12 protein-coding genes are annotated in these 13752 nt (G+C 63.6%); 10 read left to right on the plus strand and 2 right to left on the minus strand.

Annotation, left to right across the window (positions count from 1 at the left end; all coding sequences use genetic code 11):
- The first annotated feature begins 333 nt into the window (after positions 1–333).
- Together D1F64_RS25255 and D1F64_RS17195 are read left to right on the plus strand one after the other, a co-directional pair.
- Positions 334–897 (plus strand): cold-shock protein, encoded by a 564-nt coding sequence (locus D1F64_RS25255; protein WP_205470516.1) that lies wholly within the window; start codon positions 334–336, stop codon positions 895–897.
- A 117-nt stretch (positions 898–1014) separates the two neighbouring features.
- Positions 1015–1467 carry a cytoplasmic protein gene (locus tag D1F64_RS17195; RefSeq protein ID WP_117413411.1) on the plus strand — a complete coding sequence of 151 codons (453 nt, stop codon included), beginning with the start codon at positions 1015–1017 and terminating at the stop codon, positions 1465–1467.
- 47 nt (positions 1468–1514) lie between these two features.
- Here D1F64_RS17195 and D1F64_RS17200 read toward each other — a convergent pair whose 3' ends face one another.
- Complete coding sequence (locus D1F64_RS17200; protein WP_117413412.1) at positions 1515–1835, minus strand: hypothetical protein; 321 nt, start codon at positions 1833–1835, stop codon at positions 1515–1517.
- A gap of 387 nt (positions 1836–2222) precedes the next feature.
- Here D1F64_RS17200 and D1F64_RS17205 point away from each other — a divergent pair, with 387 nt between their 5' ends.
- On the plus strand, positions 2223–2831 hold the full coding sequence (locus D1F64_RS17205; RefSeq protein WP_117413413.1) for a glutathione S-transferase family protein: 609 nt from the start codon (positions 2223–2225) through the stop codon (positions 2829–2831).
- A gap of 59 nt (positions 2832–2890) precedes the next feature.
- Here the strand turns inward: D1F64_RS17205 and D1F64_RS17210 are convergent, their stop codons facing one another.
- Entirely contained in the window at positions 2891–3559 is a 669-nt protein-coding gene (locus D1F64_RS17210; RefSeq protein ID WP_117413414.1) for an outer membrane protein, read from the minus strand.
- A gap of 232 nt (positions 3560–3791) precedes the next feature.
- Here D1F64_RS17210 and D1F64_RS17215 point away from each other — a divergent pair, with 232 nt between their 5' ends.
- The 7 genes from D1F64_RS17215 to D1F64_RS17245 all read left to right on the plus strand — a co-directional run bounded on the left by D1F64_RS17215 (position 3792) and on the right by D1F64_RS17245 (position 13528).
- The gene (locus D1F64_RS17215; protein ID WP_117414685.1) at positions 3792–4568 is read left to right on the plus strand and encodes a glycosyltransferase family 2 protein; all 777 of its coding nucleotides are present in this window, start codon (positions 3792–3794) and stop codon (positions 4566–4568) included.
- 132 nt (positions 4569–4700) lie between these two features.
- Entirely contained in the window at positions 4701–5738 is a 1038-nt protein-coding gene (locus D1F64_RS17220; RefSeq protein ID WP_117413415.1) for a calcium/sodium antiporter, read from the plus strand.
- A 30-nt stretch (positions 5739–5768) separates the two neighbouring features.
- The gene (locus tag D1F64_RS17225) at positions 5769–6545 is read left to right on the plus strand and encodes an SDR family oxidoreductase (protein ID WP_117413416.1); all 777 of its coding nucleotides are present in this window, start codon (positions 5769–5771) and stop codon (positions 6543–6545) included.
- A 37-nt stretch (positions 6546–6582) separates the two neighbouring features.
- Positions 6583–8586: an excinuclease ABC subunit UvrC gene (gene uvrC, locus D1F64_RS17230; RefSeq protein WP_117413417.1), complete on the plus strand. Its 2004-nt coding sequence runs from the start codon at positions 6583–6585 to the stop codon at positions 8584–8586.
- Between the two features lie 124 nt (positions 8587–8710).
- Positions 8711–10279 (plus strand): sulfotransferase, encoded by a 1569-nt coding sequence (locus D1F64_RS17235; protein WP_117413418.1) that lies wholly within the window; start codon positions 8711–8713, stop codon positions 10277–10279.
- Positions 10280–10455: 176 nt separating this feature from the next.
- Complete coding sequence (locus D1F64_RS17240; RefSeq protein WP_117413419.1) at positions 10456–12036, plus strand: sulfotransferase; 1581 nt, start codon at positions 10456–10458, stop codon at positions 12034–12036.
- A 214-nt stretch (positions 12037–12250) separates the two neighbouring features.
- Positions 12251–13528, plus strand: coding sequence for a GGDEF domain-containing protein (locus D1F64_RS17245; protein WP_117413420.1), 1278 nt, complete (start codon positions 12251–12253; stop codon positions 13526–13528).
- Positions 13529–13752: the final 224 nt, after the last annotated feature.

Genomic DNA, 13752 nt, shown 5'->3' on the forward strand with positions numbered 1-13752 from the left:
GGGCATCGACGACAAACGCAATGTAAGACTTGCCCATTGGCCAAGACTTTTCTTATGATGGATGGGTGTCCGATCAGATCTGCGGAATTCAGCCATTCGAAGAGCCAAATTCCGGTATGCAGGCCGCAGACGAATGGCAGGATCCCGCCATCCGGAAGCGAACGGGAACGAACAAGACGATCCGGGCACGGGTTGTCGGGTCAACAGGTGCGCGGCGCGAAACCGCGGCGCATGCTGCGAGACGACACGCATTGGTTGACGGTCGAGCGATCCGGGAGCGGAAGGCTATGGATCGCGGATGCGACAGAAAAGTGAATAGAGGCGAGAATTGTGATGCCCGATTGGCGCGGGAAAGACGACGACGACGATTACGACGTGAGAGAGGATCATTCGAACCGCAAGCACCGTGGACGGCGACACGGCCGCGGCTCGAAGGAGTTCGGCGACACACCGGAATTTGGTGTACCCGAAGACTTCGGCGTTCCCCTCTACACGGGGGACTTCGGACGCGGGCAGGACTACAACGGCGGTCCGCGCGCCCCTGCCCGGGCTGACAGCAGACCCGATAGCCGCCACGATGGCGGCGGTCCCCGCGGCGATGTTTCGCCACGGCCCGCCGCCCCGCGCGCGCCGGCGGGAGATCCGCCCGCGAGCCAGGAAGAACGCGGCCCCCGTCAACTGGGTACCGTAAAGTTCTTCAAGGGCGACAAGGGGTTCGGCTTCATTACACCGGACAGCGGCGAGACGGATGTTTTCGTCCACATCTCGGCGGTGGAACGCTCGGGCCTCACCGGACTGGACAGCGGCCAGCGGATTTCGTTCGAAACCGAGCCGGACCGGCGCGGCAAGGGACCGAAAGCCGTGGAACTGCAGGTGGTGGAAGGCGACGCCGCCTGATCCGCAGATCATCCTGACCGGCGCGCCACGGCGATATGATCCCGTCGCGCGCCGGTTGCTCATGAACACGACGACCGCGCGGACATGCGCCCGCGGTCAACAGCGAAGGTGGCCGTCATGCCGATCCGTCTCGCAACGATCATGCTTGCGCTGGCTCTCGCCACGAGCGCCCCCGCCGCGGCCGATGTCTATTTCGACTGGAACAAGCCCGGCGCAGGACAGACCGATCGCGCGCGGCTGCCGGCCTGCGACGCCGCCCCGATCCGCGCCGCCGTGCTGCGCACCATCGAACGCGCGGATCCCGACTATCGGCGCGACTTCTCGATCAAATCGCTGGGTCCCGGCTCCCAGACCGGATTTCTCAAGGACCGTCCCAGCCCGCTCGCCCGGCGCTACTGCCGCGCCAGCGCCGAGACGCAGGAAGGCGCGCGCCTCCGCCACCGCAAGCTCTACTACATGATCGAGGAATATCAGGCGTTCGCCGGTATCGGCTGGAATGTCGAGGTCTGCGTTGCCGGGCGCGACCGCTGGTATGTGCACGACACCTGGTGCCGCACCGTTCGCCCCTGAACACCGGCAACCCGGATCCCGGACCTTTCGCGCAAACCGCCCACGCTCTAGCGGGTGGCGTTAAATCCCTGGTCGAAGGCCATGTGCACTTCGTATTCCAGATCGGACCGCACGGCAGCCAAGTGCACCCGCGGATCAAGATCGGCCACGATGAGGACGATCTTCTTGTCGAGACCACCCATGTCCAGCTTGCCGCGCAGCGTTGTGTCGACGGCGGCGCGGTAGCGCAGCAGCGCAACATCGACAATCTCGGGCCTGATCGGGGAAAACTGGTCGGCGGAGCACACGTAGAAGATCGCCGCCAAAAGCAGCGACTTGAACAGCGTTCCCGCTATCCCGGCACAATTCCTGATCGCCAAAGCATACATACGCAAACGTCGTCTCTCGCCACTCCAGCCTCCACTGTAAATGGCGCGGCTTAAACCCCGATTACGGCACTCGCAAAAATACGCAGAAAATAAAACGGACATTTGTGTAAAACTTGAGCGAGGCGCGTCAGACATTCTCAAGACCCGCGTGCATCGACACAGCGGATCCGCCCGGACATTCAGAGAAATCCGGTCACTTGGGAATCAAGGAAAACCGGCAGACCGGCGCGCAGCCTCTTGCACTTGCGGTCCGGAACGGCAGAGTGGTGCGGCCATTGGGAGCGGCATCCGGTCCACGCGCTGATGCGCCGTTCCTCACGTCACGCACAAGCATGCGTCCGCCGCTCAACACGGCTTCGGCCGGATCATGCTCCAGGGAGAAACCGTATGCTCGTTCTACGCAGCTCGCCTGCCTCGCCTTTCGGACGCAAAGTGAAACTGGCCGCCGCGGTCGTCGGCCTCTATGACCAGATCGACTCCCAGAACGCCGACACGATCGATCCCAACGATACCCTGCGCCAGCAGAATCCGCTGGGAAAGATCCCCGTGCTGATCAACGAGGACGGCGAGGCGTTCTACGATTCACGCGTCATCGTGGAATATCTCGACCATCTGGCGGGCGGCGGCATCGTGATCCCGAACGGGCCGCGCCGGTATGAGGCCCTGCGCATGCAGGCGCTTGCCGACGGCATCCTGGATGCCGCGCTGTTGTGCGTCTACGAGAAGCGTTTCCGGCCGGAAGAGAAATGGCACCAGCCCTGGACCGATCGCCAGGCCGAGAAGATCACCCGCGGTCTCGACGTGCTTGAGGAAATGCCGCCAGCGCTGGGCAAGACCCTGGACATCGGCGCGATCGCGGTCGCCTGCGCACTGGGCTATCTCGATTTGCGTCTGGGTGGAGAATGGCGCGCGCACTGCCCCAAACTCGTCGCCTGGCTTGACGATTTCGCCGCGCGTCTGCCCGCCTTCGCCAAGACCCATATGGATCCGCAATAAAAAACGGCACGGACGCGTCTGCGTCCGTGCCGTTGGTGTTCGTGCGCCCGCGGCGATCGTCAGAACTTGTAGTTCAAGCCGACGCGTGCCGTGTGCGTGTCCAGATCGGACTTGAGGGCCGTGCCGCCGAGATTGAAGTTCTCGCTGCCGTAATCGGTGTAGAGATACTCCACCCGCGCGGTGACGCGGTCGCTGACCGCACCCTCGACGCCGGCGCCAACCGTGTAGCCGATCGCCGTCGTGCTGTCGGATCCGCCGGCACTCGTCCAATCGACATCGGCCACCGCGAGACCCGCGGTACCGTAGACCAGATAGCGGTCAAAGGCCCAACCGGCGCGCGCGCGCAGGCTGGAGTTCCAGTCGCTGCTTGTGCGCAGTGCAACACCGCCCGCGGTGGACCGCTTGGCGATATCGGCAAAGCCCAGATCGGCTTCCAGGCCGATCAGGAAATTCGGTGACATCATGTGGTTGTAGCCGGCCTGAAAGCCGCCGCTGACGCCCGTGCGCTGGGATTTGAAGGCACCGGTGACCGGGCCGTTGGCCGCGCGGTCGGCATAGGTGGCGCCAATGTTGCCACCAAAATAGAAACCGGTCCAATAGAAGCGCTCCTGAGGCACAGGATCGTAGACCGGAGCGGAAACCTCGGGCTGCGGGAGATCGGCTGCAACCGCCTGTCCGACGCCAAGACATGCGCCGAACATCAGGCAACCGGTGACAAGGCGTTTCATAGTACGCTCCTACTCGGTATTCCAGTGCGGACGGGCAATCGCCGTCCGTCCGCAATACCTAGACCTCAACTGTGCCCGCAAAAGGTGGCAATTGAGAAAATTTAGCGACAATTTGATGGTATTTCCGGACAGGGTTAGCGAATGGTGAACGACTTGCGCCCGATACCGCGCCATGCCACATCCAGCCTTGCCGACCGCCGATCCCGCCACCTTCCAACTCCGAAAGGCGTCGATGCCAGCCCCGCTTCCCCTCTCGATATTCCTCATCGCGTTCAATGAGGCCGACCGCATCGGCGCCACGATTGAGGCGGTTCGCGGCCTGGCCGACGAGATCATCGTCGTCGATTCCGGCTCCAGCGATGACACCCGCGACATCGCCGCGGCCCTTGGCGCGCGGGTTCTGCACAACGACTGGCAAGGGTACGGCCCGCAAAAGCGTTTCGCCGAGGACCAGTGCCGCAACGACTGGCTTCTGAACATCGACGCGGACGAGATCTGTCCGCCGGCGCTGATTGCCGAGATCCGGGCCCTGTTCGCCTCCGGCGCACCCTCATGCGGCGCCTACCGGGTGCCGATCGCCGAGCAATTCCCCGGCGAGAAGGCGCCGCACCGCTGGTCCTACACCATCGATCCCGTGCGGCTTTATCGCCGCTCCGCCGGCCGCTACGCCGACAGCACGGTGCATGACCGCGTGGAGCTCGCACAAGGAACAAGCGTCGGCCGGCTGCGCACCAGCATCCACCACCGCTCGGTGCGATCGCTCAGCCACGAGATTGCGAAACTCAACGCCTATTCCGACATGCAGGCGGAGAACATGGAGGCGCGCGGCGTGCGGCTGCCGTTCTGGCGCATCCTCACGGAGTTCCCCATGGCCTTTCTCAAGGCCTATGTCCTGCGCCGCCACTTCCTGCGCGGCCGCTACGGATTCCTGACCGCCATGAACTATGCCATCTACCGCCACCTGCGGATTGCCAAGCATCTTGAAAGACGCCGCTCAGGAGGCCGCTAACCCCACCGGGGCCCTGCCGCAATCCGGTTCCCTCCTGACAGATCTACCGCTCCTTTCACCCGGCCATGCGATTTCCTATATAGGGCTCGTCCCCGGCCGCCCGGCACCCAAGAACAATGGAACGACGACAGCATGCTTGACTACATCAGCCTCATCGGCGGCCTGACCATTCTTCTTGTCGCAGGTGATGTGCTGGTGCGGGGCTCGGTGGCGGTGGCGCAGCGGCTCGGCATTCCCTCTCTGGTCATCGGCCTGACGATCGTGGCATTCGGGACATCCGCTCCGGAACTGGTGATCTCGCTGCGCGCGGCGCTCGACGGCGCTCCCGGCATCGCGGTGGGCAACGTTGTCGGCTCCAACATCGCCAACGTGTTGCTGGTCATGGGGGTTCCCGCGCTGCTCGCAAGCACGAGCTGCCGCCAGAGCGGCGCAACGCGCAATGCCGTTTTCCTCACCGTCGTCACGATCATTTTCATCACCATGTGCACGTTCGATCCGCTCGGGCGCCCCATGGGCATTGCCCTGCTGAGCCTGCTGGCGCTGTTTCTCTACAATTCGGTGCATGAGATGCGCAAAGCCCGCAAACACCGCAAGATTGCGGCGGGCCTGGCGGCCTGCGCGCCGGAGCCGTGCTGCGACAGTGACAATGAACTCAGTATCAGCGCGGTTGATACGGAAGGCTTTCTGGAGGAAGTCGAAAGCATTCCCGACGGTTTGCCGCTGGCTGTCTTCCTGATGATCGTCGGCCTGATCAGCCTTCCCGTTGGCGGCCATCTGGCGATCGAGGGCGCGGTCGCGATCGCCCGCCAGTGGGGCGTCACGGAAACCGCGATCGGCCTCACGGTCATCGCGCTGGGAACCTCGCTGCCCGAGCTTGCGACCACCGTCATGGCGGTGAAGCGCAATCATTCCGCAGTGGCGCTGGGCAATGTCATCGGATCCAATGTCTTCAATCTGCTGGCGATCCTCGGCACAACGGCGGTCATCGTGCCGATCGCAATTCCGCCGGAGATCATGGAATTCGACATCTGGGTGATGCTGGCGACAACGGTCCTGCTGATGTTGCTGGCGATCTTCCGCATCACGCTCGGCAAGCCGGCCGGTTTTGCAATGGTCGGCGGCTATTTCGCCTATATTTTTGTCGTCTTCGCCATCGCCCGGACACTGTGAGGCGCGGCACCGGTTGGGAGGAGCGCGTCCGTGGCGCAAGCCAAATCCGTGAAAGCCGCGCTGGTGACAGGCGGCGCGAAACGCATCGGCAGGGCGATCGCCAGGGACCTCGCCGCGCACGGCTGGTCTGTGTGCGTGCACGCCAGAACGTCATCGCATGGTGAAGCCGAGCGCACGGTCGCCGAAATCCGGGACGCCGGCGGCCAGGCGCAGGCTCTGTTCGCGGATCTTTCCGACGTCTCGCAATTGAACGGCCTCGTGGAGGCGGCGCGCTCCGCATTCGGAGCGCCGCTGACGCTGCTGGTCAACAATGCGTCCCTGTTCGAAAAGGACTCGGTCGGCTCGCTGACGCCGGAGCTGTTTGACGCCCATCACGCGGTGCATGTTCGCGCGCCATGCTTTCTGGCGCAGGCGATGGCGGCACGGCTGCCCGACGGCATGACCGGCTCGATCGTCAACATGGTCGACCAGCGGGTGTGGAAGCCGACCCCGGAGTTCTTTTCCTACACGCTGTCGAAATCCGCGTTGTGGGCGGCCACGCGCACCCTGGCGCAGGCGCTCGCGCCGCGCATTCGCGTCAACGCCATCGGACCCGGACCGACCTTGCCGAACACCCGTCAGACGGAGGATGATTTCCGGCGCCAGACGGACAATCTGCTGCTGGGTCACGGACCGGCACTGGCGGAATTCGGCCGCACCATCCGCTTTCTCGCCGAGACGCCATCGGTGACCGGGCAGATGATCGCGCTCGACGGCGGCCAGCATCTTGCCTGGCAGACACCGGATGTCACGGGCATGCCGGAATGACCTTGCCAGATGCCCCTGTGAGCACCAGTTTTCGACCATGACCGACGACAGCATCGAACAGCCCGGCGACGACGCCATCCCGACCCCGGATGAGCGGGCCGCGATGCCCCGCGGCGTGGCGGTGATCGCCGATTTCGTCACCCGCCTGCCCAATGCGCCCGGCGTCTACCGGATGATGGATGACCAGGGTGAGGTTCTGTACGTCGGCAAGGCGCGCAACCTGAAGAAGCGCGTCTCCAACTACGCGCGCATCGGCGGCCAGTCGAACCGCATCATCCGGATGATTCAGGCAACCGTGACGATGGAATTCGTCACTACCCGCACCGAGGCCGAGGCCCTGCTGCTGGAGGCCAACCTGATCAAGCGGCTGCGGCCGCGCTTCAACGTGCTGTTGCGCGACGACAAGTCGTTTCCCTACATCCTGATCACCGGCGACCACGAGGCGCCCGCGATGGTCAAGCACCGCGGCGCGCGCAAGCGCAAGGGCGCCTATTTCGGACCCTTCGCATCGGCCGGCGCGGTCAATCACACGATCAACGCGCTGCAGAAGGCCTTCCTGATCCGCAACTGCTCGGACAGCTACTACGCCAACCGCTCGCGCCCCTGCCTGCTGCATCAGATCAAACGGTGCGCGGCGCCCTGCACCGGCGAGATCAGCATGGAGGGTTACGCCGAACTCGTTCGCGAAGCGAAGGCGTTCCTGTCCGGCAAGAGCCAGATCGTGAAGGCCGATCTGGCCAACGCCATGGAAACCGCGTCCAACGCGCTCGATTTCGAGACCGCCGCGATCTACCGCGACCGGCTCGCCGGCCTGTCGCATGTGCAGCAGCAACAGGGCATCAATCCGCAGACGGTGGAGGAAGCCGATGTTTTCGCCGTGCATCAGGACGGCGGCCAGACGTGCATTCAGGTGTTCTTCTTCCGCACCGGCCAGAACTGGGGCAACCGCGCCTACTACCCCAAGGCCGACAAGAGCCTGGAGCCGGACGCCGTGCTGGAGCCGTTCCTCACCCAGTTCTACGACGACAAACCCTGCCCGAGACTGGTGCTTCTCAGCCACGACATCCCCGAGCGCGCGTTGCTGGCGGAAGCCTTCAGCCAGCGCGCCGGGCACCGGATCGAGGTGGCTGTGCCCCGGCGCGGCGAGAAAAAGGCGCTGGTCGATCACGCGGTGACCAACGCGCGCGAGGCGCTGGGCCGCAGGCTGGCGGAAACCTCGAGCCAGGCGCGGCTGCTGGAAGGGGTGGCCCAGGTCTTCGGGCTGGAGCATCCGCCGCGGCGCATCGAGGTCTACGACAACTCGCATATCATGGGCACCAACGCCGTGGGCGGCATGATCGTCGCCGGGCCGGACGGCTTCGCGAAGAACCAGTACCGGAAATTCAACATCCGCTCGGAAGACATCACGCCGGGCGACGACTACGGCATGATGCGCGAGGTGCTGCAACGGCGGTTCGCGCGGCTGCTCAAGGAGCACGCCGGCGGACGGCCCGATCTGCCGGTGGAGGGCGAGGCCGCCGGCGCGCAAGAGCCGGAGCTGGCCGGCGCCGATGAGGCCGGCACGGATGCCGCCGACACGGCGGCCGACATGCCGCCATGGCCCGATCTCGTGTTCATCGACGGCGGCCTCGGCCAGCTCAACGCGGTGCGCGAGACGCTCGATGAAATGGGGCTCTCCGGCGTGCGTCTGGTGGGCATCGCCAAGGGCCCCGACCGGGACGCCGGCCGCGAGAAATTCTTCCAGGAGGGGCGCGCATCCTTCATGCTGCCCGAACGCGATCCGGTGCTGTATTTCGTCCAGCGGCTGCGCGACGAGGCCCACCGCTTCGCCATCGGAACCCACCGCGCGCGCCGCAAGAAGGACATCTCCGCCAATCCGCTCGACGAGGTCGGCGGCATCGGTCCAAGCCGCAAGCGGGCGCTGCTGCGCCACTTCGGCACGGCCAAGGCGGTCTCCAAGGCCGGCATCGACGATCTGACCGCGGTGGAGGGCATTTCACGCGCCATAGCCCAGGTGATATACGACCATTTCCACGAGTAGCCTGACGGGCAATCTCCGTATCCCTATGGTCCTTGTGCAACAAGACAATTTGACTGCTTTACGTACTCCCGTCCGTGGATAGGATACCGCTGTTCAATCGTTCGAAACCGCGAGGCGGCAAAGCATGTATGGCGACCGGGCACTTGACCGCGCGCTCACTCTTCTTGAGACCGACCGGGCTGCCGAGGCGTTACCGATTCTCGAAGAAATCAGCCAGCGCGAGCCGAAGAACGCGCAAGTCAATTTCGCACTGGGGATCGCGTGTACCGATGCAGGCGACAATCTCGCCGCGCTCGGCTATCTCCGCAAAGCCTCACGCGTCGGCAAGAAACATGCGCCGATCTTCGAGCACCTTGCTCGCGTCGAATACAAGCTCGGGCACCTCCAGGAGGCACTGAAGTCAGCGCAAATCGCGTTGTCACTCGACGCGACGAATCCGGACACGCACGTGGCAATCGGAGACATTTATACCGAACTGCGCCGCCCCGTCATGGCCAAGAACGCCTATGAGCGCGCCTTGAAGCTTGCCCCCGAGCATGTCGATGCATTGCTCGCCCTGGCCGAGCAATACCGCTCATCCGGTGATCTGGAAGCCGCGAGAGACCTGTTCGAGCGCACGAGAGAAGTCGCTCCGGACAGCGCGGCCGCCCTGGCCGGGCTCGCGGACCTGCAACGCTTCAAGCAACGCCCGGCGCTACTTGACGAAATCGAGGGTTTGCTGGCACGTGACAAACAGCCCGCTCCGCATGCGAGGGCCCTCCTGCACTGGGCGGCCGGCAAGATCGAGGACGATCTCGACGAACCGGCTGCCGCCTTCCGCCATTTCGAAGCCGCAAGGCCGGACCATTATCCGCCCTACGACCACACGCGCTACGAAGCTTTTGTCGACGCACTGATCGGACTCGTCACGCCACAGTTTCTGGAAGAACGGCGAGATGCCGCGCTGACCTCGGAAAAACCGGTCTTCATCGTCGGCATGCCACGCTCCGGCACGACCCTGATCGAGCAAATCCTTGGCCGCCATTCCCGGGCACAAGCTGCCGGCGAACTGTCCTTCTTCTTCAACGCGCGGCTCGAACTGGGGTATCGGCCGGATGCACCGGAACCCCATCTGGAACGCATAGCCCACATCGAACCGAAGGAACTGAACAGGATCGGCCGCCGCTACCTTGCCAAACTCGACGCGATCGATGGAAAAGCAAAGCGGGTCATCGACAAATTCCCGCACAACTTCGAGCAGCTTTGGATGCTGGCTCTGCTGTTTCCCAGAGCCACGTTCATCCACGCGAAGCGCGACCCCGCCGATACCTGCGCCTCGATTCTGAGCAAGCCGCTGCGTGCCGCGCATCGATACAGCCGCAGTCAGACGGATCTCGGCCGCTACTACCGCGCCTATCGCAAACTCATGGACCATTGGCACTCAGTTCTGCCGGTGAAAATCCGCGACCAATCCTACGAAGCGCTGATTGCCGAGCAGGAGACCGAAAGCCGTTCACTCCTGGCCCATGCGGGCCTTGATTGGGAAGACGCCTGCCTCGAGTTCTACAAGGGAGATTCACCGGTCGCGACCTTCAGCCAGCAGCAAGTCCGGCAGCCGATATACAATACGTCGATCAGACGTTGGGTCCGGTACAAAGATGAGATCGGAGTCCTGCTCGACGCCCTCGGCGACCTTGCGCCGACTGATCGGTGAATGGGAATAAGACATGCCTGAACCGAAGCGTCTGACGGACAATGCGAACGGAGTTGGAGTATCATCCTCCGGACCATTGAACCGGTGTAGTCATGTCCTGTTCAATGGACGGATCAAGTTCTTGAGTCGCAGAGCGGAGCGGCACGCTCACCGCCAATGACCAACCAGTGAGTTCCATGCATAGCCAACAAGCCGAATCCATGTTCCAGGCGGCCCTCGACCTGCTGGAGGAAAACCGCGTCGACGACGCGACACCGCTGTTGCGCACCCTGCACGAACAATCACCGCGGGATGCGCGCGTCAATTTCTCGCTTGGCATCACCGCGCACAGGGCCGGTGACGACGCGGCCTGCCTCAAGCATCTGAAATGGGCAGCGGCGGTCGCGAAGAAAAAGGCCATCGTCTTCGAGGAACTGGCCCGCGCCCACATGCGCGCAGGGGAAACCAAGGAGGCGATCGACGCGGCGCGAAAGGCCATCGCGCTGGCGCCGAAAAATCCGGACATGCACGCCGTGCTGGGAGATGTATATCAAGGTGTGGACCGCGCACTGCTTGCCGAAAGGTCGTACCAGCGCGCGCTCGAGCTCAGCCCGGACCATGTGGCTGCTCTGACCGGATTGGCCGACCTCCGCATCACCGCTGGCGAACCGAAGGAAGCCGAGGCGCTGCTGCGCCGCGCGACGCAGTCCCCGACCGGTGACGGCTCGATCGCCTATATCCCGTTGTCGCAGCTCAGAAAACGCGAGAAACATGCAGACGACCTGCCGGCGGTTGAACGGGAGCTTGCAACCGACGGGCATCGCAACGCGCGGGAAATCGGCCGTCTGCACTTCGCCGCCGCGGTGATGGCCGATCAGGAGGACGAGGTGTCCCGGGCGTTCGAGCACTATGAGAAAGGTCACCAAGGCTTCTACCCGCCCTATCGCGTCGAGACCTACGCCGCCCATGTCGACAACGCGCGCGCCCTGTTCACCAAGGAGTTCTTTCTCGAACGCCGGGACGCCGCCTTCGAGACCCGCAAACCCGTCTTCGTCGTCGGCATGCCGCGTTCGGGCACGACGCTCGCAGAACAGATCATCAGCCGCCATTCACAGGCGGCCGGGGCGGGCGAACTCGGTTTCTTCAACCAGCAGAACCTGGCGCTCGGGTTCCGCATGGCCACTCCGGCGGAATTCACGAAAAACGTCCTTTCCCTGACAACGCGGGACCTGACGCGCATCGGGCGCAAGTATCTGGCGCAACTGGATCAACTGGCACCCAAGGCGGAGCGTGTCGTCGACAAGATGCCGCACAACTTCGAATCTCTCTGGCTCCTCGCGCTGCTGTTTCCCAACGCCACCTTTATCCACTGCACGCGCGAGCCGGCGGACACTTGTGTCTCGATTTTCACGACACCGCTAAAGCCATCGCACCGGTACAATCGCAGCCAGAGGACACTGGGGCTCTACTACCGCGACTACCGCAAACTGATGACGCACTGGCACGAGACGCTTCCGGTCACCGTTCATGACCATTCCTACGAGGCCGTGATCGCCGATCAGGAAGCACAAAGCCGCGCGCTGATCGCCCATACCGGTCTCGAATGGGAAGACGCCTGCCTGGAATTCTACAAGGGTGAGGAAGCGGTCAAGACGTTCAGCAGGGAACAGGTGCGGCAACCGATCTACGCATCATCGGTCGCACGCTGGCAGCGCTACGAAGCGCATATCGGCCCCCTGCTGGCAGCCCTCGGCGATCTCGCTCCAAAGCCCCGATAAAGACCCCGACATTGCGGCGACGGACCGCGCACACGCTTGAGCGATATCAACGCTTGGCGACAACCGTGTTATACAAAGCGGCTTCAAGACCGCAGAATCGCAGCATCGCCACCTCCCGCATGGCGCCGGCAGATGAACAAGGCATGGCGGCCGCGTAATACGCGCCGCCGCCGCAATTCGCCGCCATGCAACCCGTCTGAGCTGAGAAAATCGAATGGTTGTTTCCAACAGTATGCTCCTGCTGACGCAGGCCGTTTTCTATTTCGGCGTCATGTCGGCGCTGCTGCACGGCAGGAAGCGCTTCGGGCTGGGACTGTTTCTCTGCGCCCTGGGCGTGATGCATTTTCTGGAAACCTATCTCGCCAGCGTTTTCTACATCGAGCTTCCCTTCGGAATTATCTCGCCCGGCTCCACGGTGCTGTTCTCGGGCAAGCTGCTGATGATCCTGCTGCTCTACATCAAGGAAGACGCGACCGTCGTCCGCCAGCCCATCTACGGATTGCTGATCGGCAATTTCCTGATCGTCGGACTGGTCATGATTCTGCGCAATCACGAGGTGATCAACGTCGTGCCCGACCGCCTGCCGGACATCGACTTCCTCGATGAGATCGGCTGGCTGATGGTCTGGGGCACTGCGCTGCTGTTCATCGATTCCATCGCCATCATCCTGCTCTACGAACGGTTGGGGCAATGGCTCCGCCGCTTTCCCACGGTGCGGATCTTCATTGCCGCCGCCGCCCTGCTGACATTCGATCAGGCCGGATTTTTCCTCGCCCTGCACTATGTATCGGGCGCGCCATGGGAGGTCATGTTCGGCGGCTGGGCGGCGAAAATATCCGCTGCCATCGTCTTCAGCCTGTTCGCGGGCGCCTATCTGCACTGGATGGAACGCGACGATATCCCGCCGGTGCATCACGCAAGCCTGAAGGACGTGTTCCACAAGCTCACCTATCGCGAGCGCTACGAGGATCTGCTGGAGCGCACGGGCCGCGACGGGCTGACCGGCGTGCAGGATCGCGGCCGCTTCGATCTCGTGGGGCACCAGATGCTGGAGGACGCCAAACGCGACAAGCACCCGGTCAGCCTGCTGATGATCGACGTGGATCACTTCAAATCAATCAACGACGAATTCGGCCACACGGCCGGCGACGCGGTGCTGGTGCGGATCGCCGAGATCCTAGATGGCGCGATCCGCCAGCAAGACCAGCTGTTTCGCTATGGCGGCGAGGAATTCGTCGTGTTGTGCGACGCGCTCTCCCCACAAGCCGCCTCGGCGCTGGCCGATCGGCTGCGCAATGCCGTGGCCCTGCGCGCCGGGGAGGCCATCGGCACCGAGATCACCGTCAGCATCGGTGTCTCGAGCACGTTGACCGACGGATCGGATCTCGACACGGTCTTTCGCGCCGCCGACGCGCGTCTGTACCGCGCCAAGCGCCGCGGCCGCAATCATGTCGTGTCCGACGACATGCAAGACGCAACAGAAACCGCGTGATCAGCCCGCATCCGGAAGCCCTGCGCGGCAGCCCTGCCCATGACCGCCCGAGATACGCCCTGCGCGCGACGTCCGGAAACATCCATCGCCTGTCCTGGCGGCGGGTCGGCCGCGCGCCGGGATAGATTCACCGCCGTTGTTTTTCACGAATGTGCTCTCGCGAATTGACGGCAAGCGGGGTGGCGTGCTTGTTTTGCACCGCAGTCCTTATTCCTCCCATTCCA

This window comes from Breoghania sp. L-A4 (assembly GCF_003432385.1).
In the GTDB taxonomy this organism is placed as follows: domain Bacteria; phylum Pseudomonadota; class Alphaproteobacteria; order Rhizobiales; family Stappiaceae; genus Breoghania.